The sequence below is a fragment of the Bartonella grahamii ATCC 700132 genome (assembly GCF_000518085.1).
Classification (GTDB): domain Bacteria; phylum Pseudomonadota; class Alphaproteobacteria; order Rhizobiales; family Rhizobiaceae; genus Bartonella; species Bartonella grahamii.
Map to the genome: position 1 here is coordinate 1 of NZ_JACX01000019.1, position 22,128 is coordinate 22,128.

General features: G+C 41.1%; 12 protein-coding genes and 1 pseudogene. 7 read left to right on the forward strand and 6 right to left on the reverse strand.

Annotated features, from left to right (window positions below):
- Positions 1 to 2,195: 2,195 nt before the first annotated feature.
- Positions 2,196 to 3,218, reverse strand: a complete 1,023-nt coding sequence (locus U736_RS0106620) for a DUF3472 domain-containing protein (protein WP_015856843.1) — start codon at positions 3,216 to 3,218, stop codon at positions 2,196 to 2,198.
- Positions 3,219 to 3,773: 555 nt separating this feature from the next.
- Between U736_RS0106620 and clpB the strand changes: the two genes are divergently transcribed.
- Entirely contained in the window at positions 3,774 to 6,353 is a 2,580-nt protein-coding gene (gene clpB / locus U736_RS0106635) for an ATP-dependent chaperone ClpB (RefSeq protein ID WP_015856842.1), read from the forward strand.
- An 843-nt stretch (positions 6,354 to 7,196) separates the two neighbouring features.
- Positions 7,197 to 8,339 carry a phage major capsid protein gene (locus tag U736_RS11065; protein ID WP_051406050.1) on the forward strand — a complete coding sequence of 381 codons (1,143 nt, stop codon included), beginning with the start codon at positions 7,197 to 7,199 and terminating at the stop codon, positions 8,337 to 8,339.
- A gap of 175 nt (positions 8,340 to 8,514) precedes the next feature.
- On the opposite strand, the gene U736_RS0106645 is transcribed toward U736_RS11065, so the two are convergent.
- Together U736_RS0106645 and U736_RS0106650 are read right to left on the reverse strand one after the other, a co-directional pair.
- Positions 8,515 to 8,886, reverse strand: a complete 372-nt coding sequence (locus U736_RS0106645) for a helix-turn-helix domain-containing protein (RefSeq protein WP_026500510.1) — start codon at positions 8,884 to 8,886, stop codon at positions 8,515 to 8,517.
- Between the two features lie 366 nt (positions 8,887 to 9,252).
- Positions 9,253 to 9,624: a helix-turn-helix domain-containing protein gene (locus U736_RS0106650; RefSeq protein WP_026500511.1), complete on the reverse strand. Its 372-nt coding sequence runs from the start codon at positions 9,622 to 9,624 to the stop codon at positions 9,253 to 9,255.
- Positions 9,625 to 11,168: 1,544 nt separating this feature from the next.
- Here U736_RS0106650 and U736_RS11070 point away from each other — a divergent pair.
- Positions 11,169 to 12,403 (forward strand): annotated as a pseudogene (locus U736_RS11070) (MFS transporter).
- 935 nt (positions 12,404 to 13,338) lie between these two features.
- Here the strand turns inward: U736_RS11070 and U736_RS12815 are convergent.
- From U736_RS12815 to U736_RS0106705, 3 genes are all read right to left on the reverse strand, one after another.
- The gene (locus U736_RS12815) at positions 13,339 to 13,656 is read right to left on the reverse strand and encodes a hypothetical protein (RefSeq protein ID WP_051406051.1); all 318 of its coding nucleotides are present in this window, start codon (positions 13,654 to 13,656) and stop codon (positions 13,339 to 13,341) included.
- Between the two features lie 843 nt (positions 13,657 to 14,499).
- The gene (locus U736_RS0106700) at positions 14,500 to 14,841 is read right to left on the reverse strand and encodes a helix-turn-helix domain-containing protein (RefSeq protein WP_051406052.1); all 342 of its coding nucleotides are present in this window, start codon (positions 14,839 to 14,841) and stop codon (positions 14,500 to 14,502) included.
- A 774-nt stretch (positions 14,842 to 15,615) separates the two neighbouring features.
- Complete coding sequence (locus U736_RS0106705; RefSeq protein ID WP_026500515.1) at positions 15,616 to 15,987, reverse strand: helix-turn-helix domain-containing protein; 372 nt, start codon at positions 15,985 to 15,987, stop codon at positions 15,616 to 15,618.
- Between the two features lie 1,197 nt (positions 15,988 to 17,184).
- Between U736_RS0106705 and U736_RS0106715 the strand changes: the two genes are divergently transcribed.
- The 4 genes from U736_RS0106715 (at position 17,185) to U736_RS0106745 (ending at position 21,908) form a co-directional block, all read left to right on the forward strand.
- Entirely contained in the window at positions 17,185 to 17,508 is a 324-nt protein-coding gene (locus U736_RS0106715; protein ID WP_026500517.1) for a hypothetical protein, read from the forward strand.
- A gap of 48 nt (positions 17,509 to 17,556) precedes the next feature.
- The gene (locus tag U736_RS0106720; protein WP_155914995.1) at positions 17,557 to 17,724 is read left to right on the forward strand and encodes a hypothetical protein; all 168 of its coding nucleotides are present in this window, start codon (positions 17,557 to 17,559) and stop codon (positions 17,722 to 17,724) included.
- Between the two features lie 987 nt (positions 17,725 to 18,711).
- Complete coding sequence (locus U736_RS0106740; protein WP_051406053.1) at positions 18,712 to 20,073, forward strand: PBSX family phage terminase large subunit; 1,362 nt, start codon at positions 18,712 to 18,714, stop codon at positions 20,071 to 20,073.
- On the forward strand, positions 20,073 to 21,908 hold the full coding sequence (locus U736_RS0106745) for a portal protein (protein WP_026500521.1): 1,836 nt from the start codon (positions 20,073 to 20,075) through the stop codon (positions 21,906 to 21,908). The genes U736_RS0106740 and U736_RS0106745 overlap by 1 nt, the downstream gene beginning before the upstream one ends.
- Positions 21,909 to 22,128 lie beyond the last annotated feature (220 nt).

Genomic DNA, 22,128 nt, shown 5'->3' on the forward strand with positions numbered 1-22,128 from the left:
GCCTATCAAAATGTCGATAAAATGTGGATTTTTAGTTGGCACTTCAAGCCCCCCTCCGGTTGCGAGCGCCCTCGCATTGGTATTCCGGGAGGTTGAAAATACTGAGCTCAGTCAGCCTTTTGCTTTTAGTGCTCATCGCACTTGGACATAGCAAAAGCTCCCGGAATTCCGGGATACCCGCAAAGCGGGATAAATTTATGTACTGAGCGTTCGGGTTTTCAACTCCCTATTTGATCGTTGCGTGGACAATCAAAAACACGTGCTTATCAATAAAGGAATTTCAGGAGATTGGCAAGAAAAATCAAAATAATTTCAAAGACTATAAGATTGGGTACTTTTTAAAAAATTGTGAAATATGGATTATAAATCGCGTTTTTGCTTAATCAGAAATGTCGATAAAATGGGGATTTTTGGTTTGCACTTCAAGCCCCCCTCCGGTTGCGAGCGCCCTCGCATTGGTATTCCGGGAGGTTGAAAATACTGAACCTAAATCAGCTTTTTGCTTTTAGTGTTGAGAACACTTGGACATAGCAAAAACTCCCGGAATTCCGGGATACCCACAAGAGTGGGCTCATTTTACGCTAGGGTTTAGGGCTTTCAGTTCCCTCTTGATCGCTGCGTAGACGATCAAAATTACACTTTAAGTGATAAAGTAATTTCAGAAAATTGGCAATAAAAATCAATATGTCATAAAACGGCGTTATTTGGAGGGGCGGTATATCAGGCATGTTAATTTATCAAGGTGTTTTTTATTTAGAGTGTGATGAATATTTAGGCTGGATTTCCTTGTCTGGTCTGATGAAGTGCTGTCGTTTGAGGAGGATAGTCTGAAGACTGTAAGGGTAATAGGCAAAAAGCTGGGTTCATTTATAGACTATTGTTTATAGAGCACTGCGGAGTGGTGAACCTTTCATTTTGTTGCATTCTGTGAATGTGTAAAAGCGTGAAAACGTATATCCGTACAATGATGCGGAGGATTTGTGGATTTATGCATTGTGCATGTTTTCGGGTCATGTTGGGCTTTTGTCTGGCATGGAATGTGGTGAGATAAATAGGGGAAAGAGTGCTGTGAGTGGAGCGGGGGAAGTTGGGGGGAAGAGGGGTGTTAAGCGCGTTTACTGGAGAAGAGTGTGTGGGGAATATTTTAGGGCATGGCTTATCTGGCATGTTTGATGAAACAGTCTCGTTTGAGGAGTGAGTGATCATTATACAAAGTGATCAGTAAGGGGCTCTTTAGATAAGAAGCTGGATTGTTTATAGACCAGTGTTTACAAAGCGGTGTGCGGGGTGGTGGTTTGGGAGTTTCATTGGCTTCGTTCTGTAAAGATGTAAAAGCGTAAAAATGTATATCTGTAAAAGTGAAGCGAAGGACTTATGGATTTGATTTATGCATTGTGCATGTTTTCGGGTCATGTTGGGCTTTTGTCTGGCGTGGAATGTGCTGACAGGATTGGCGAGCTGGAGGGTGTGCAGACTGGAAAGGAAATGAAAGAATGCTGTTAGGCGTTGGTTGGAGAAGAGTGTGTAGGGGGAATGGGGGAATGATCTGAAACGAATGGGTGGTCAGTGGTGGAAACTTGCTATGCAAGCATTTGAATTATTTACAGACTATTGTTTATAGAGTGGCGTGGGGTGCTGGTTTGGAAGTTTCGTTTGGTTGCATTCTGTAAAGATGTAAAAGCGTAAAAATGTGAATCTGTAAAAGTGAAGCGGAGGATTTGTCCTTTGTGTATGCTTTTATCATGGCATGGAATGTGGTGAGATAAATAGGGGAAAGAGTGCTGTGAATGGAGGGGGAAGTTGGGAGGAAGAGGGGTGTTAAGTTGTTAAGTGTGTGACGGGAGAGAGGGGGGCGTGGAATGGAGGATGAAGAGAGTGCGTATGGACAAAGAGAGGGGGTGGATAAGAGGCGGGTGGTGCAAAGGGATGCGTGAAGGATAGTGTGAGGGTGATAGAGAGGGAGGTGAGGATTCTATTAAAAGGGTGTTGTGGTTTTGAGAGGGGGCTGAGAGGAGAGAAAATGTGCTGGAAAGCATGGTGATGAGGTAAGCTAAAGGGTATGGGATGAGAGCAGGACTGGAAAAAGGAACTAGAAAATGGAGAAAAACAGTGGTTGGAAGATGAAAAAACTACCCCACCTCCCATTTGTTTTCAAAGGGGTGTGAGGAATTTATGTTTTATTAAGAAGAAAAAGCTTAGTTTGTTTTCATAATTTTCCAAGTTTTTCCATCAGACATATACATGATTTTTTTGCCTGTGGTCACTTTTCGTATCTCATGATCGGTACGAATTGAGGAACTTGAAGCTGCACGGTTGTCTACGAAGATTGATTTCCACATAAATGGGCCAGGGGGCGGGAAAAAGATATTGGGTGCCCAAGCACCATCTTTTAAACGAACGACGACAAGCTCTTCTTTTTTCAATTTATCCGAAATAGTTTGTGCAGAGAGGTCTTTCCCATTGGAAATGGGGACTTTCGGCTCAGCTGCGGGTGAGGCTAAACCTCCAAGGTCACTTATACTATTCATGCACGTACTGAATTTACATACTATTTGGATGACGTAAGGATCTTTACAGTGTCCTTCAGCAGAGGCATTCATGAGCGCTTGGTATTTGTAATCAGCTATAGGGCTGAAAAAGGTGGAACTTTGTGGACTTAACACATAACAGGAGGAAAGATGCTTCTTCCAACGAGAATGGTCTTCAACAAAACTCGAAGATTTATAGAGCTTGCCAAATGTGTTTGGAACTTCGATAACACCGACTGTTGTTGCTTTACCAGCTATAAGGTCGATTATTGTTCCTGTAACTAGATTTCCATTCTTGGAAACATCCAATCTGTATCGAGTTCCAATTTTCCACGGAAATTCAATCTCACAGCGTACTCCTGAGCCCTCATGGGTAAAATGTTTACATTTCTCACTCTTCCATCCCGTGGCATTCCGGATAGAAAAGTGAATGGTGCGGGTGCCTCTGTTGAATAAACCAATATAGCCACTTTTTCCATTTTTGAATTGAAACTCGTTTCCCCAGAAATAGATGGAATGAGGTCCGCCATCATAAGTTATTTGCTGAAAAAAAGAAAATGTATCAAATGACATGTTGTGAGGCCATTCATGTTGCATCGTGACAACTTTACCAGCAAAAACAGCGTAGCTTGGCTTGCTTATGAGAAAAAATAAAATAATTATAAGAATATTTTTTACTTTACTGTACATATTTAACCTCCTTTCGTTTAATAAATTTGATATGATTCCATAAATAGAAGTATATTTAATCTATTTTAAATAGAAAATATGATAAATACTTTTTATTTCATTCTTAATTACATGTCGTAAAATACGCTTTTTAAAAATCAAAAGGTGTATTTGCTTTCATTTAAATTAAATTCATTAATAATGATGTACTGATGTTGTGGTTTTACTTGTAAGGTTGTGATGGTGGGGTTGTGTGGTGGTGGGGGTTGTGTGGTGAGGGTTGTGTGGTGGGGTTGTGGTGGTGGGGGTTGTGATGGTGAGGCTGTGGTGGTGGGGCTGTGGTGGTGAGGGTATGGGGGAGTTGCAGTTTTTATTTAAATAATGACAGTGCGCCTTTCTCTCCCTCTTGCTATAGGGCTTGTGAGGACCCATATTCTTTTTAGCACTACGGTTCTTCTTCATGTGGCATCATTTGCGGTGTTTTGTGGGGGGGTGTTGGTCCTTTGAAGATGTCTCTTTTGTGGAATGTTGGGGGAATTTAAAGTGCGGTGGTGGCTTGAGATTTAAGGAAAAAAAATGAATTTGGAAAAATATAGCGAACGATTGCAAGGTTTTTTACAATCAGCACAAAGTGGTGCCCTCTCTTCTGATCATCAGCAGTTTTTGCCGGAGCATTTGTTGAAAGTGTTATTAGACGATTCTCAAGGATTGGCAGCATCACTGATCCAAAAAGCGGGTGGTGATCTTACTTTTATTCGAAAGGCGCTTAACGAAGCACTTGATGCTTTGCCTAAAGTGCAAGGGGGAAATGGGCAGCTCTATCTCTCTCAGCCTTTGGCAAAAGTCTTTAACATGGCGGAAGATCTGGCGAAAAAAGCTGCTGATCAATTTGTGACTGTGGAGCGTGTGTTGCAAGCGCTGATCATGGAAAAGACCGCAAAAACCGCTGATATTTTAACAAAGGGTGGTTTGACAGCGCAAGCGCTTAATCAGACTATTAATGATTTGCGGAAGGGGAAAACAGCAACAAGCCCCCATGCCGAAAGCCAATATGATGCTTTGCAAAAATATGCTCGTGATTTGACAAAAGATGCTCGTGAAGGAAAACTGGATCCTGTTATTGGGCGGGAAGAGGAAATCCGCCGCACTATTCAGGTGCTTTCACGGCGTACCAAAAATAATCCTGTGCTTATCGGTGAACCAGGGGTGGGGAAAACAGCTATTGTGGAAGGGTTGGCATTGCGCATTGTTAATGGTGATGTGCCTGAAACCTTGCGTGATAAACAGCTTCATGCACTCGATATGGGAGCGCTTATCGCTGGTGCAAAGTTTCGTGGGGAATTCGAAGAGCGCCTCAAAGCGGTGCTGGCAGAGGTGCAAGCTGAAAATGGTCAGATCATTTTGTTTATCGATGAATTGCATAATCTCGTGGGGGCTGGAAAATCCGATGGTCCTATGGATGCTTCTAACTTGCTAAAGCCTGCTCTTGCACGTGGAGAGCTCCATTGTGTGGGCGCTACTACGCTCGATGAATATCGAAAATATGTGGAAAAAGATGCTGCTCTTGCACGCCGTTTCCAGCCTGTCTTTGTGCCGGAACCCTCTTTAGAGGATACTATCTCTATTTTGCGCGGTATTAAAGAAAAATATGAACAACATCACAAAGTGCGCTTGGCAGATAGTGCTTTGATTGCGGCGGCGCGGTTGTCCAACCGCTATATTACCGATCGTTTCTTGCCGGATAAAGCTATTGATCTTATTGATGAAGCGGCGGCGCGGTTGCGGATGCAGGTCGATTCAAAGCCGGAAGAACTTGATGCACTTGATCGGCGTATTTTACAGTTGAAAATTGAACGGGAAGCTTTGAAAACAGATGTCGAGCCAACAGCAAAAGAACGTTTGAAAAGCGTGCAGGAAGAACTGAAAACATTGGAACAACAGTCCGCTGAGATGACAACGGCTTGGCAGGCTGAGAAACAAAAATTAGGGCATGCTGCTGATTTGAAAAAACAACTCGAAGAAGCGCGTAATGCTTTGGCTATTGCACAGCGTGATGGACAATTCCAACGCGCTGGAGAGCTTGCTTATAGTGTTATCCCTGAACTCGAAAAACAATTGAGCATCGCTGAAAATGATGATCAACAAAATCATCTCGTTGAAGAGACAGTCACTGCTGAACATGTGGCACGGATTGTTTCACGCTGGACCGGTATTCCTGTTGATCGAATGCTGGAGGCAGAACGTGAGGCGCTGTTGCGGATGGAAGATGAAATTAGCAAACGTGTGATTGGGCAGGGTGAAGCTGTTCAAGCTGTTTCTCGCGCGGTACGCCGCGCGCGCGCAGGGTTGCAAGATCCCAATCGCCCGCTTGGCTCTTTCATGTTTTTGGGTCCTACTGGTGTGGGGAAAACCGAATTAACCAAAGCTCTTGCTGCTTTTCTTTTCCAAGACTCCAATGCCATGTTGCGCATCGATATGTCTGAATATATGGAAAAACATGCTGGGGCGCGGCTGATTGGTGCGCCGCCTGGATATGTCGGATATGAAGAAGGTGGCGTGCTGACGGAGGCTGTACGTAGAAGACCTTACCAGGTTATTCTGTTCGACGAAATTGAAAAAGCACATCCTGATATTTTTAATCTCTTGTTGCAAGTGCTCGATGAGGGACGTTTGACCGATAGTCAAGGACGTACCGTCGATTTTCGCAATACCTTGCTGATTATGACTTCTAATCTTGGTGCTGAATTTTTAACCGCTTTGCCTGAAGGACAAACAACTGATCAGGCAAAAAATGATGTCATGAATGTCGTCAAAGCGGCTTTTCGTCCTGAATTTTTAAACCGTATTGATGAGATTATTCTCTTTCAACGATTGCAACGTCACGATATGGAAGCGATCGTCGATATTCAGATAGAACATTTGCAAAATTTGCTCAATGAACGCCAAATAACTTTGCATATCGAGCCAGAGGTGAGGAAATTTCTTGCCGATAAAGGCTATGATCCCCTCTATGGTGCACGTCCGCTTAAACGGATTATCCAAAAAGAAATTCAAGATCCACTGGCGGAAAATATCTTATTTGGAAAAATTCACGATGAATCAACGGTGAAAATTAAAAAACAAGGCGATCGGTTGGAATTTTTGCCTGAAGATTAAGTTTGGAGAAATTCACGCTATAAAGGGCGGTGATAATCCTATTGTGTGATAAAACACCGCTCTTTGAGGCGTGCTGATTTAGAAAAATTCACGATGAGACAGCGGTGTTTTATTGCAAAGCAAAGGGAAGTGGTCGGTGTTTTTGCATGTTAAATGAGTGTTCTCGAATATCGTAGGATTCTTTTACTTCTGTTTGTCGTGAAAACTATTTTCTTGCAATGTTATAAGTGAAGTCACAAGCGGGATTGCTTTATTGCTTTATTGCTTTGTGCGTAAAAGCGTTAAAGAGAAATGCCGTTTATCTGCCGTAAAACATTGCTCTTTGAAGGGGGCTGATCTGTGGCATGGGAATTTTAGACGAAGATATTTTGACGATGGATTGGAATTTTGCTGTTTAAGAAAAAAGGGTGGAGGATGCGTAAAACGCTTTGCTCTCTCATTTTTTCGGTGATATGCGTTTTTCTGCTTTAAAATTTTGCTAAAATTTTTTTTAAAACTGTTTGATTGATCACAACTCTATGTTGGTGGCTAATAGATAATGAAGCATGATTATCTGCACAATCAAGTTTGCTACTTTGCAGTTTTTTAATCAAGATAAAGACTTAAAAAACAAGACCTCTAACCTGTTTTTTGTTAAAATTTTCGCTATTCGTGTTATAAAAGCAAGTTTAAGTGAAGGTGTATATTAAAAATATCATCTATATCTTACTTTACTTATTTGCTAATAAACTATAATATGGTAAATATTAAGTAAGAGAAACAGATAATGAACTTTAATAAAAACTGTATTGGAGTTTATTGATCAAAAGGATCATTTGAAATTTAAATGGGGGGCATAATCTCATGAAATTAGCCACAAACAAGGAAATAATTAACAGCTGGTTTGCAAAGGAGGTTAAGAGTTACAATCGGCGTATTCCAAAAGGCTTAAAGGATTTCTATGAGGATAGGAAAGGTTCGTTAATAAGTGATGCTGAGCTTCAACAGAAAATTTTGGAGTCTTTAATACGGGATATGTCGTTAACACCGGACGATTCCAATCCATTAAAGATGTTTCTTGAACAAGGCATTTCTTTTAGGGAGGAGCAAGGGGCGAGAGTTTTTGATACTATTAGAGGTGAGTATTCGATACCTGTTAAAAGTGGAGAAAGCGTTGATCAATTTAAAGTGAATGATCCAGAAATTGAAGCATCATCTATACCGTACAAACGAGAAAATACCCATACATTTACGATGACGTGTGATCCAAGAGAGCGTGCTTTTAGAGAAGAGTGTGGGCTGGACAATCTTTTAGAAGAGATCAGATCGTCTGTCCGAGAGCAGGATAATGTTGAGAGTTACAATTGGTTAGAAAAGCTTATTGATCGTGCATTAAACAGTGAAGTTGCACCGTTACAAGGAACACAAGAAATCTACATTCCAGACATTCGTGATCATCGTTTAGATGAAAAATCATATGAGCTCGCTATAAAAATCATTCGACAAGCAGTCAGATGTCTTGGGGTTCACTCACGTTTGTACAATGCTTGTTATTTTCAAAAAGCTTGTTCTTTGCGTGATCTTGTATTCATTTTTGGCATAGGTGCTCAATTTGACATAAATGATCAAGTTCTTAACGAAGTCATGAATATATCGACAGTTGATGACGCTAAAAATAACCTTTTAAAAGTACAAAATTTTGGTGAGAAAAATAGCGATGTTATTGGTCTTGCCATGTCAAAAAAAGCGATATCTATCGATGACTTAAAAAGTACAGGGTATAGCGCTTTTGATCCAAGCAATTTGCGCACGAATATCTTTTTTCATATTTCGCAATCGTCATTATTTCGTCCGTTTGAAACAATGATTGTCTTTAAAGCAGGGACTGATGATCAGATTGAAAAAACAATAAAAAGGTACGAAGGCGCCAATGGCATGAAGTTAAAAGAAGAAGCAGAGAAAGAAGCTTTAAAAAGAGTAGCTTTAAAAAGAGTACAAGTGCTATAAAAAAGATTAATAGAGGCATTCAAAAGTCATTGGAAAATTATAAGTGACAACAAAAATGCAGCTGATTATCCTATTTGCCGTAAAACATTGATTTTTGAAGGGGTGTGGGGAGCTGGTTTGAATTTGACTTAAGGGGGGGATATGAATGGAATAATGTTGATCGTTGCGCTTTTGCTTAATCAGAAATTAGCCACAAGATTGCTTTTTGTTTTTTCGGCTGGAGTTCTCTAAAGTTTTTTAAAAGTGCGTGTTCTTTTTCGCTATAGGTGCATTGATCGTGGGATAAGAGAGTGTCTTTTGTTGAAAGATCCTCTTTTATAGCAATGTCTGCATAAAAAAAGTTCATGGGAACTTCCAGTTTTTGGGCGATTTCGAGTAAACATTTGGCGCTTACACGATTTAAGCCTTTTTCATATTTTTGGATTTGTTGGAAACTGACGCCTAAATAGCTTCCTAATGCTTTTTGGGAAAGTCCCATTGAAATGCGTCTATGACGAATTCTTTTGCCTATCAAAATGTCGATAAAATGTGGATTTTTAGTTGGCACTTCAAGCCCCCCTCCGGTTGCGAGCGCCCTCGCATTGGTATTCCGGGAGGTTGGATTCACTGAACTTAAACAGTCTCTTGTTTTTAGTGCTGATAGCACTTGGACATAACAAAAGCCCCCGGAATTTCCGGGATAGCCATAATTGTTTATGTGTTAAGTTTTAAGGAATCCAACTCCTTATTGACCGTTGCGTGGACGATCAAAACACAGATCAATTCATAAAGTAGTTTCAGGAAATTGGCAAGAAAAATCAAGAATTTTCTATTCTATTACGCCGTAAAACAGTGCTCTTTGAGGGGGGGGCTGGTTTGAATTTGACTTAAGGGGGGGATATGAATGGAATAATGTTGATCGTTGCGCTTTTGCTTAATCAGAAATTAGCCACAAGATTGCTTTTTGTTTTTTCGGCTGGAGTTCTCTAAAGTTTTTTAAAAGTGCGTGTTCTTTTTCGCTATAGGTGCATTGATCGTGGTGTAAGAGAGTTTCTTTTGTTGAAAGATCTTCTTTTATAGCAATGTCTGCATAAAAAAAGTTTACGGGGACATCTAGTTTTTGGGCGATTTCGAGTAAACATTTGGCGCTTACACGATTTAAGCCTTTTTCATATTTTTGGATTTGTTGGAAACTGACGCCTAAATGGCTTCCTAATTCTTTTTGGGAAAGCCCCATTGAAATGCGTCTATGACGGATTCTTTTACCTATCAAAATGTCAATAAAATGTGGATTTTTGGTTTGCACTTCAAGCCCCCTCCGGTTGCGAGCGCCCTCGCATTGGTATTCCGGGAGTTAAAGGTACTGAATCCGAGTCAGCTTTTTGCTTTTAGTGCTGAGAAGCACCTGGACATAGCAAAATCTCCCGGAATTCCGGGATACCCGCAATGCGGGTTTGTTTTTACGCTCGGATTTAGGACCTTTAATCCCTCTTGATCGGTGCGTAGACGATCAAAATTACACTTTAAGTTAAAGGAATTTCAGAAGATTAGCAAGAAAAATCAAAAATTTTCTATTCCATTATGCTGTAGAACATTGCTCTTTGAAGGAGGTGAAGAGCTAGAATATTTGAAGGGCAGGGCTTGATTTGTTGAGCCTGATGAAGTGTTGTTGTTTGAGGGAGATTTGAAGTTTAAGGGTACTGGGCAAAAAGCTTTGTTCGTTTACAGACCCGTGTTTACAGAGCAGTGCGGAGTGGTGGTTTGGAAGTTTTATTTGGCTTTGTTCTGTGAATGTGTAAAAGCGTAAAACGTATATCTGTAAAATGATGCGAAGGATTTGTGCTTTGTGTATGCTTTTATCATGGCATGGAATGTGGTCAGAGAACTTGAGGGACGCCTTTGTGAATGGAGGAGAAGTTGGGATGAAGAGGGATGTTAAGCGCGTTGACTGGAGAAGAGTGTGTGGGGAATATTTTAGGGCAGGATTTTCTTGTCTTGTCTGATGAAACAGTCTCGTTTGAGGTGTGGTGATCTGAAGTTCGTGGGGAGGGGATTGGCTTTGCAAGAAGCTGGGTTTGTTTATAGACTATTGTTTATAGAGCGGTGCGGAGTGGGGGGGGGGTGGAAATTTTATTTGGCTTCGTTCTGTAAAGATGTAAAAGCGTAAAAATGTGTCTGTGAGAAAGGAGTGGAGGGATTATGCGTTGTGCGTGTTTTTTGTCACGTTGGGCTTTTTTGGGCGTGGAATGTGGTGCGAGGATTGGGGGAAGAGTTTTCGTGAATGGAGGGGAAGTTTAGAGGAAGAGGGGTGTTCAGTTGTTAAGTGTGTGACGGGAGAAAAAAGGGGGAATGGAGGAGGATGAGAGTGTGCATATGAATAAGAGGAGAGTGTGGATAAGAGGTGGTGGTGCGAAGGGATGAAGGATGGCGGTTTAAGGAGAGTGGGCTTGATTTGTTGAGCCTGATGAAGTGCTGTTGTTTGAGGGGTGGGTGGGTGTAAGCTTTGTTCTGTGGAGAAAGCTGCTTTTTGACGTGGGATTGTAGAGCAGTGCTGGTTGGGAATTTTCATTCTTTGAGACGTGCGCTGGAAGTCAGTGTACTAATATAGCAGATTTTGATCTCATAATTTTTACATTCTTTCTTTTTTTAAAGCAAATAAGAAAGAAAAATTAATATATTACTTGATATTGGTCTAAATGCTTATATCAGGAGAAGTATTTCTTTAAAAATTTTCACTTAACTTATTAAGCAATTTGTTAGAGTAAACAACTCTTTTGAAGTTCATATCACCAATTGTATTGAAGGGAGTGCAACTTTAACTGTAGAAAAGTTTAATATCGGATGGTTGGTATGAATTTATTTTTAAAAAAGAGTCCTTTAGCTCTTTTTTCCTCTCTCTTCATTTCTAAAGTTGGTGATTATGCTTATGAAGTTGTTTTTGTTTTACTGGTCTTAGAATTAATAGATAACATCTTTTTTACAGGTCTTGTGTATTTTTTTCGATTTATCCCTTTTCTCTTTTTTGGCCCTATAGGAGGTTGGTTAGCGGATAATTTTTCTTTGAAGAAAAATATGATCTTAAGTGAATTTGTTAGATTATTAGCCTCATTATTCGTTTTTATAACCACTATAACAGGGACTGCACATATTATTGTGCTTATTTTCGCAGCAATATGTACAACGATAGGAAGAAGTATTTTCCAACCAAGTTTTCAAGCTGCTATTCCTAGGATGTTTTCAACAAAGGATCTTACAAAGGCAAATAGCGTTGCTCAAATTATAATTGAAACTGCATCTGTTATTGGTCCTTTGGTATGTTCCCTACTGCTTTTTTTAGCAAATAAATCGGCAGTACTCATTTTTGATTTTTTTACCTATTTTATATCTATTATCGTGTTATTTAATCTCATGAATTTAAATTCAAATGAGAATAAATCATTCAATTTTATAAAAATTTATCGAGAAACGGCTTCTTATCTTAAATATATTTCTAAAGAAAATAATAATTTACTTATTACGCTTGTTGGCTCGTCGTTTGCTATTCTCTTTACTGGTGCAATTTTAAGATTTTTAATTCCAGCTTTTGTTCTCTCTATAGGGGAGAGGAAAGCCTTGTGAGTTATATTTTTTCTCTCATGGCTGTTGGAACTATTGTTGGTGGTCTGTTATATCATAAAATTATATTCAAAATTACATCGTTGAAGCTCATGGTATTTTGGCTTCTTTATGGGGTTATTCTGTTTGTTATGCCCTTAGCTGCAGAACTTTATTTAAAACTAATTCTCGTGTTAGCATTTGTTTTAGGATTTATTGGTGCACTTGTGGATATTAGTTTAGTCTCAGCTATTCAATTATATTCTCGTCGTGAAGATTTTGGTAAGAGTTTTGGAACTTTTTCAACTTTAGCGAACTCTGCGGAAGCAGTGTCTGGCTTTATTGCTGGACTTTTTGCGCTCGTGGGATTGTTAAGCTCCTTTTTAGCTATGTCTGCCTTCATTATTTCTACAGGAATGATTGGCGTTGTAAAAATTAAGAAAAATAAAGAGTTAACACCTCTTAACACGACAGTCGATGACGACCATTGATATATCTCTATGCCGTTTCTTTTTTCTAAAGACGGTTCGTTAATTATCCTATTCATGATGTAAAAACATCGCTCTTTGAGGGGGGGAGTGAAGAGCTAGAATATTCAGGATAGGGCTTGATTTGTTGAGCCTGATGAAATGCTGTCGTTTGGGGGGGCTGAAGACTGTAAGGGGTACTAGGCAAAAAGCTTTGTTCGTTTATAGACCATTGTTTACAGAGCGGTGCGGGGTGGTGAACCTTTCCTTTGGCTACGTTCTGTAATGACGTAAAAGCGTAAAAATGTGAATCTGTGAAAGTGAGGCGGGGGATTTGTGCTTTGTGTACGCTTTTATCATGGCATGGAATGTGGTCAGAGAACTAGGGGGACGCGTTTGTGAATGGAGCGGAGAAAGCTGGGATGAAGAGGGGGATTAAGTGCGTTGACTGGAGAAGAGCTTGTGGGGAATATTTTAGGGCAGGGCTTATTTGTCTTGTCTGATGAAATAGCCTTCTTTGAGGTGTGGGATAGCCATATGAAATAATCAGCAGGGGAATTTGATAGACGAGAAATCAGATTGTTGCAGACCCGTGTTTACAGAGCGGTGCGGAGTGGTGAGCCTTTCCTTTGGCTTTGTTTTGTAATGACGTAAAAGCGTAAAAATGTATATCCGTAAAAGTGATACGGAGGATTTGTGGATTTATATATTGTGCGTGTTTTTTGTCACGTTGGGCTTTTTGGGGCGTGGAATGTGGTGTGAGGATTGGGGGAAGAGTTTTCTTGAATGGAGGGGGACGTTGGGAGGAAGAGGGGTGTTAAGTCGTTAAGTGTGTGATAGGAGAGAAAGGGGGAATATTTTAGGGCAGGGCTTATCTGTTTTGTCTGATGAAATAGCCTTCTTTGAGGTGTGGGATAGCCATATGAAATAACCAGCAGGGGAATCTGATAGACGAGAAATCAGATTGTTGCAGACCCGTGTTTACAGAGCGGTGCGGAGTGGTGGTTTGGGAGTTTCATTTGGCTGAGTTCTGTGAAGATGTAAAAGCGTAAAAATGTATATCCGTAAAAGTGAAGCGAAGGACTTATGGATTTATGTATTGTGCGTTTTTTTGCCATGGTATAATGATAAATCCATTGAGCTCCCCTATCTTTACGCTTATGAAGAAGCAAGCCGGCACTATCATTATATTTGCTAGCTCGTGGGTGTTGGTTACAGCCCTTGGCACGGTTCATAAGAGCTATTTTTATTCCTTTCTTAATCGTTTTTTTATCCACACGGGCTCTCCTTGCTTTTGACGTGCAAGCGAATGATTTTGGTTGATTCAACATGGGAGCGATTTTAAATGAGAGAATCTTACGATGTTTGGAACTCTCAATCAATATCAACAATGCTAAATTATTTCTTATAAATCAATATATTGTTATGGTGTAGAGGGGTGAGAAGGATTGGGGAGGTGAAGAGTCTGTGAATGGAGGGAAGAGTTGGGAAATGAAGAGTGCTGTTCGTGTGTTGGCTGGAGAGAAGAGTTTGGGAATAGCTGTGAATAGATTGCAGGGGTGATGTGCAAAGAGGTGTGAAGAGAGAAAACCGTGGTTGGCTTTTATATTCTATGCGAAATTTAACAATTATATTTGCGTCTATATTTGTATGGGGGTATCCGTGAAATGGGAGTGAGAAGCATTGAGAGATGTTTTTTTAATAAGTGGGTGAATGAGAAATACAATGGTAGTTCTATTAGGGGCAATACTATTAGGGGTAATACTATTTTAACTCTTGTTGTTTTGGACATTGTGTTTTTTATGAGAGGCGTTTTGAGGGATGTGGCTCCCTTAAAGAAAAACACAAAAATATAAAAAGAAAAATATAAAAACTTGACAAGGTAAATGTAAAAAGGTATCATAATGATACAATCGGAATTGTGCGTTTAAATCAGAGAGATCTCTTGATAAAATTCTGTGAGAGGGGTGGGGATGTTTTCCCAAGGTTTTGGTGTTTGTTATCCTATGATGTTGTAAACCGGTGCCGTAAACCGTTTTTTGAGATGTGGTGGTATCAGGCGGGCAAGGCTTTAGGCAGAGGGATATATTGGCGAGGGATGTCGATAGGTGCGCTTTTGTCTAATCAGAAATCAACCACAAAATTGCTTTCTGCTTTTTCGCTTTGAGCTCTCTAAAGTTTTTCAAAAGTGCGTGTTCTTTTTCGCTATAGGTGTCTTGATCACGCTGTAGAAGAGTTTCTTTTGTGGGAATAGCTTCTTCTGCAAAAATATCAGTATAAAAAAAGGTAATAGGGACTTCTAGGATGTTGGCGATTTCCTGTAAACGTCCGGCGCTTACACGATTTAAACCTTTTTCGTATTTCTGGATTTGTTGGAAACTGACACCTAAATGGCTTCCTAACTCTTTTTGAGAAAGCCCCATTGCAATGCGTCTATGACGAATTCTTTTGCCTATCGAAATGTCATTAAAATGTGGATTTTTAGTTTACACTTTGTGCCCCCCTCCGGTTGCGAGCGCCCTCGCATTAGTATTCCGGGAGTTTGAAAGCACTGAGCTCAGTCAGCCTTTTGCTTTTAGTACTTATAGCACTTGGACATAGCAAAAGCTCCCGGAATTCCGAGATACCCGCAAAGTGGGATAAATTTATGTACTGAGCGTTCGGGCTTTCAAATCTCTATTTGATCGTTGCGTGGACGATCAAAAACACAAGCTAATTCATAAAGTAGTTTCAGAAGATTGGCAAGAAAATTAAAATGTTTTCTAGTTTGTTATACTGTCAAAATAGGATTGTTTGGGGGCGGTGATAACCATGTGAAGTGGTTAGCAGGGACATCTGATAGACGAGAAATCAGATTGTTGACAGACCCCTGTTTGCAGAGCGGTGCGGGGTGGTAAATCTTTCGTTTGGCTTTGTTCTGTAAAGATGTAAAAGCGTAAAAATGTGAATCTGTAAAAGTGAAACGGAGTATTTGTACTTTGTGTATGCTTTTATCATGGCATAGAATGTGGTCAGAGAACTAGGAGAGATGCATTTGTGAGTGGAGCAGGGAAAAGCTGGGATGAAGAGGGGTGTTAAGTGCGTTGACTGGAGAAAAGTGTGTGAAGGAATATTTTAGGGCAGGGCTTATCTGTCTTGTCTGATGAAACTACATTCTTTGAGGTGTCGTGATCTGAAGCTTATATTTTAAGGGTGTTGGATATATTGGCGAGGGATGTCGATAGGTGCGCTTTTGTCTAATCAGAAATCAACCACAAGATTGCTTTCTGCTTTTTCGCTTTGAGTTCTCTAAAGTTTTTCAAAAGTGCGTGTTCTTTTTCGCTATAGGTGTATTGATCACGCTGTAGAAGAGTTTCTTTTGTTGAAAGATCTTCTTTTGTGGCAAGGTCTGCATAAAAAAAGTTTACGGGAACATCTAGTTTTTTAGCAATTTCGAGCAAACATCCTGCGCTTACACGATTGGAGCCTTTTTCGTATTTCTGGATTTGTTGGAAACTGACACCTAAATGGCTTCCTAATTCCTTTTGGGAAAGTCCCATTGAAATTCTTCTATGACGAATTCTTTTGCCTATAGAAATGTCGTTGAAATGTGAATTCTTAATTTGCACTTCAAGCTCCCCTCCGGTTGCGAGCGCCCTCGCATTGGTATTCCGGGAGTAGTAAAGTACTGAGCTCTAGTCAGCATTTTTGCTTTTAGTGCTATCACACCTGGACATAGCAAAAACTCCCGGAATCCCGGGACACCCACAAAGTGGGTTCATTCTTACGCTAGAGCTTAGGGCTTTACTATCCCTTATTGATCGCTGCGTAGACGACCAAAATATCCTTTGAGTGATAAAGTAATTTCAAGGGATTGGCAAGAAAAATTAAAATAATATCAAAGACTATAAGATTGGGTACTTTTTAAAAAAGTGCAAAATATGGATTATAAATCTCGTTTTTTGCTTAATCAGAAATGTCAATAAAATGTGGATTTTTATTTGGCATTTCAAGCCCCCCTCCGGTTGCGAGCGCCCTCGCATGAGTATTCCGGGAGTCTGAAAACACTGACTTGACTCAGCTTTTTGCTTTTAGTGCTGACAAGCACTTGGACATAGCAAAAACTCCCGGAACTCCGAGATACCTACAAAGTGGGGTAAATTAACGTTTGAGTTTTCGGGCTTTCAAATCCCTATTTGACCGTTGCGTGGACGATCAAAAACACAAGCTCATCAGTAAAGTAGTTTCAGAAGATTGGCAAGAAAATTAAAATATTTGCTATACGGTTATACTGTAAAATAGGGATGTTTGGGGGCGGTAATCTGATGTTAGTAGGGTAAGTAATCTGATTTTAGTAGGGGAATTTATTGGGTCAGAGGTTGGATTATAGTTTAAAACCGGTGCGGGGTGGAAGCTTTATTCAGCAGAGGAAAATTTGCTTTTTGAAGTCAAATTGTAGATCAGAGCTTATCTGGCGTGTTTGATGAAACACCAATCTTTGAAGTGTGGGATAGCCATATGAAATAATTAGCAGGGGAATCTGATAGACGAGAAATCAGATTGTTGACAGACCCGTGTTTATAGAGCGATGCGGGGTAATGGTTTGGGAGTTTCATTTGGCTTTGTTCTGTAATGATGTAAAAGCGTAAAAACGTTGATCTGTAAAAAAGGAGCAGAGGCTTTGTACTTTGTGCGTGTTTTTTATCTTTTAGGATGTGTCCCATTTTTTTAAAATTGCTGGTTGCTTTTGAGGTTTCATTCCTGATTTTCATGTCATTTTTTGTGTTTGAGGTTTTGGTTTCTCTTTAGTTGGAAGGATCATGATGATGGTAGATGAACATTGTCTTCCCTTACGTCGAAGAGGGCGGAAAAAAGGGGCTTTGAATAAAACAACAAAGCGATTTAATGAAGCTCTTCTGACAGCGGCGGAGCAGGCTGGCTATCACTATGGTGAAGATGGGTTGGTGTCTTATCTTCAGTATCATGCTCTGAATAATCCTGTACCGTTTTTTTCGCTGCTTGCAAAAGTGTTGCCTCTTCAGGCGACTGGAGAAGGGGAGGTTAAAACAGTTTCGCGTATTGAGATTGTACCAGTGAATGCAAAAAATAGTGAACCGGAGAAGCATGATTCTTCGGCGACGGAGGCTTGAAGAGAGGGCTGTGATGTTAGGGTGTTTACTGGAGGGCAGAATATTTCGGTGGGAGATATTTGGGTTTCCTATGTGGGGACGCCGGCTTTTATGGGCGATGACAGAGGGGCGTGTGCTGAAGAGGTGATACCCCGAGAGGGGACAATGCTTAGGGGGCGTGATATGTTATCTACAGTTTTGGATTTTTGTGAAGGTTTGGTCTTTTCTCGTTATTGAAGGTGTGGAGATATCAAAAACAGTTTCGCGTATTGAGATTGTACCAGTGAATGCAAAAAATAGTGAACCGGAGAAGTGTGATCTTTTGGCGACGGAGGCTTGAAGAGAGGGCTGTGATGTTTGGGCGTTTACTGGAGGGCAGGAATATTTCGGGGGGAGATATTTGGGCTTGGCTTTATGGGGACGCCGGCTTTTATTCGAGATTGTATCGGGGAATGCAAAAAATAGTGAATCGGAGATGTGTGATCCTTCGGTAACGGAGGTTTGTGATATTGAAAAATGTTAGGCTGAGGTGGATGATGCGGGGTGACACCTTGGAAGGGGGCTGCTTTGGTGATTGCTTGTCTTGAGGGGATTGAAGCGGAGGCTATCTTGCTTGTAGACGCTCGTGATACTTGGCTTGGGTGAATGATGCCTGAGAGCCATGTGTTGGAGGAGATTTGGTGCAGGATGTTTGTGTGGTGGATATGGGACAGTGTTTTGATGGGTGAAGGGCGTGAAACTTGAGAGAAGTATTATGCTTGCGGGATGCATGTGTTTTGGTGGGGGTATCGGGGATAGACAAGTGTGAGGATTGGTGAAGCTTGAGAGGCATGATATTTGAGGATGTTGGGCTTTGGGGATGCTTGAGAGCCATGTGCTGAGGCTATGATTTGGTGGGGGGATGCCGTGCTTTTTGGTTGGGGGATGACAAGGTGCGGCATTTGAGGGGTGGTTTGGGGGGAATAGGGACCCTTGGGATTTAAGGACCCTTGGGGGCGCATATCGTGTATATGTGGGGTCAATGTGGTCAATGCGGTCCAAGTGGGGGCTTCATGCAAAAAAGTGAAATTCATTGCGTATTAGGATGAAGAGAAGATAAAGCGCTGCTTTTGAGAAGGGCGTTTTTCGTTCAATTGCTTTTTTCCTTCAGTTGCTCTGGGATAATTAAACTTGGGATAAGCAAAAGGGTGAAGCGCAATTATTGCTAAAGTATGAAAATTTATAATGAAAATTGTTCAGAAAAGTTCTCAAAAAATGGAGCAGAAAACGGCTCAAGTGGCTCTTATTCCAAAGCTTATTCCTGTTTTTACTGGAAAAGCAGATGTGCGAGCCGCTTGGGGAGGACGGGGTTCTGGAAAAACACGTTCTTTTGCTTTGATGTCAGCTGTTGTGGGATATCGCCATGGAATGGCTGGAGAGCGCGGGATTATTCTTTGTGCAAGGCAATTTCAAAATTCTCTCAATGAAAGCTCTTTGGAAGAAATTAAACGCGCTATCGAATCTTATCCTTTTTTACAAGACTATTATGACATTGGCGATAAGTATATTAAATCAAAAGATGGACGGATTGTCTATGTGTTTGCTGGGCTTGATCGAAATATCGCAAGTATTAAATCAATGGGGCGCGTTTTCCTTTGCTGGGTCGATGAAGCGGAGCCGGTCACTGAAACTGCTTGGCAAACCCTCATTCCAACTTTGCGCGAAGAAGGAAAAGATTGGAATGCAGAATTATGGGTCACATGGAATCCGTGCCATGAAAATGCACCCGTGGAAAAACGTTTCCGAAATGTCGATAATCCTCATATCAAAGGGGCAGAAATTAATTGGCGTGATAATCCGCAATTTCCGGAAAAACTCAATCGTGATCGAATGGACGATTTGCAGCAAAGACCAGAGCAGTATAACCATATTTGGGAAGGCGAATATCTCCAAGCTGTCCAAGGGGCTTATTATCAGAAATGTCTTCTCGAAGCTGAAATGGAAGGGCGGATTACTACCGTTCCACGTGATCCTTTGATGCAGGTGAGAATCTTTTGGGATATCGGGGGAACAGGAGCAAAGGCCGATGCTACCGCATTGTGGGTTGCGCAATTTATTGGACGGGAAATCCGAGTGCTCGATTATTATGAAGCTCAAGGACAGCCTCTCTCAGAGCATGTGGGCTGGGTCTTTCAAAGGGGATATGAAAAGGCTCTCATGGTTTTGCCCCATGATGGCGCAACAAAAGATCGTGTTTATAATGTGAGTTTTGAAAGTGCCCTTCAACAAGCTGGGTTTCAAACTAAAGTGATCCCTAATCAAGGGACAGGCGCTGTGAAAATGCGTATCGAAGCCGTAAGGCGATTGTTTCCTGCACTATGGTTTAATCGTGAAACGACATGTGCGGGCAGAAAAGCACTCGCTTGGTATCATGAAAAGCGCGACGAACAGCGCAATATCGGACTAGGGGCTGAACATGATTGGGCTAGCCATGGGGCCGATGCCTTTGGACTGATGTGTGTGGCTTATGAACAACCAAATGCTAGAGCGCGAAAAAAACCTTATCGCTCGTTTCACCATTCTCAAACTTCATGGATGGCTTTTTAATGAATATTTCTACAGATTCTTCTTTTGATCAAATCGAAACGCTTGAAAATCAAGCACTCTTTAAAAAACTCGTGGGGTGGTATCAGGATGATATTGCCCATGTCGAAAAATGGCGAAAAAATGCCCAAGAAGATTACGATTTTTATAATGGACGGCAATGGAATGAGCAAGACTTGGCTGTTTTGAACGAACAAAACAGACCGGTCATGACTTTTAACCGTATTGCGCCTTTAATTAATGCCGTGATTGGGGCTGAGCGCAATAATAAAAGACAAGTTCAATTTATTCCACGACAAGAAGGAGCAGCCTTTGCAAACCAGATTCTGACAGGGGCAGCTGAGTGGTTTCGTGATGAAGCCGATGGGGAATACGAAGATTCCGATGCCTTTCAAGATGCAATTATTTGCGGAATGGGGTGGACAGATACACGCCTTGATTATGAAGAAGATCCACAAGGAAAACCAATCATTGCGCGGCTCGACCCTATGAAAATGGTGTGGGATGCAAGTGCTGTTAAGCCTAATCTTATTGATGCACAACGCTTGTGGTATATTGATGAAAAACCTCTTGCTGTGGCTGAAGAAATGTTTCCTAATGTTTATTGGAGTGATCTTAATGCTGATTGGGTTAAACATCAAAGTTTTTTACATGCAACCAGCAATGGGATGACACAAAGTTATCAGGCTGAGAGGGGGGATCAAGGAGAAGAGGGAGGCACCTATCAACGTCCTAAAATGGTGACATTGGTAGAATGTCGTTGGTTTGAACGCGAGGTGATTTATAAAGTTCTCGAGCCTCAAAGTGGAAAGTTTATCGATTATTCAGAGCAGGATTTCCAAAATTTAAGCAAAACCTTTCCTCATGTTCAAGCAACAAGGTTGAACAGAAAAATTGTCAAACGGGCATTTTTGGGTAGAAAGCTGCTTGATGCGCCTGATAAGCCCTTGGTCCCACACAATCAGTTGGGATGGGAGTGTATTACCGGTACTTTTGATAAGTTAAGCCGGCACTTTTACGGACTTGTGCGCCCTACAAAAGATCCCCAACGGTGGGCAAACAAATATTTTAGTCAAGTGATGCATTTGCTCAATAGCCAATCAAAAGGCGGAATTATGGCAGAACGCGATGCTTTTGATGATGATCGACAAGCCCTCGAGAGTTGGGCTAGAGCCGATAGCATTACTTGGTTGAAAAGTGGTGCTGTGTCTGGGGGAAGAATTCAGCCTAAACCCGTGGCACAATTTCCGCAAGGGTTTTTCCAATTGTTTAATGAAGCAAAGAGCGCACTTGAACAGGTGACGGGGTTGTCTTCTGAATTTATTGGGACAAGAGCTGTCAATCAGCCTGGCGTTCTTGAACAACAACGGCGACAATCGTCACTTAATCTTTTGGCTTCCTTTTTTGATGGGTTGCGTCGATATCGGCAACGACAGGGGAAAATTATTCTCTATCTTATTCAAAATTATCTGTCCGATGGGCGGCTGGTCCGTATTGCTGGTGATGAAAATGCCCAGTATGTTCCACTGACACGCGAAATGGTGACAAGTTTGGAATATGATATTGTTGTGGATGATGCGCCAACAAGTCTTAATGAAAAAGAGCGTACTTTTGCACTGATCATGCAACTGCTGCCTTTGATGCAAAATTTTGCAACGCCTGAGATTATGCTTGATCTCTTACGCTATTCGCCTTTACCAGCCTCACTCATTCATAAAATTGCGATAAAGGCGCAAAATTCTCTTCAAGAAGAGCAAAATGCCTCAGCGCAGATGGGGGGTAATATGGGAACAGAGCAGATAATGCAGATGTTGCAGACAGTAAAGGCTCAACAATAGGATGCTTTATGATGCGCTCTTTCAGATGAATTTCATCGATCAGAAGTTGCTTATCTAAACAATTTCCATAGTTACCCATGTTGCTTATGTCGTGCAATGTCGCCTCTCTTTATCTCAGAAGAGCTGTTTTATTGGACAGTGTGTATTGGGGAAAATGTTCGATAGAAGTCTTGTCGTCATGGTGGGGGAGACATGTGGGGGGAATGTTGGAGCCAAAATG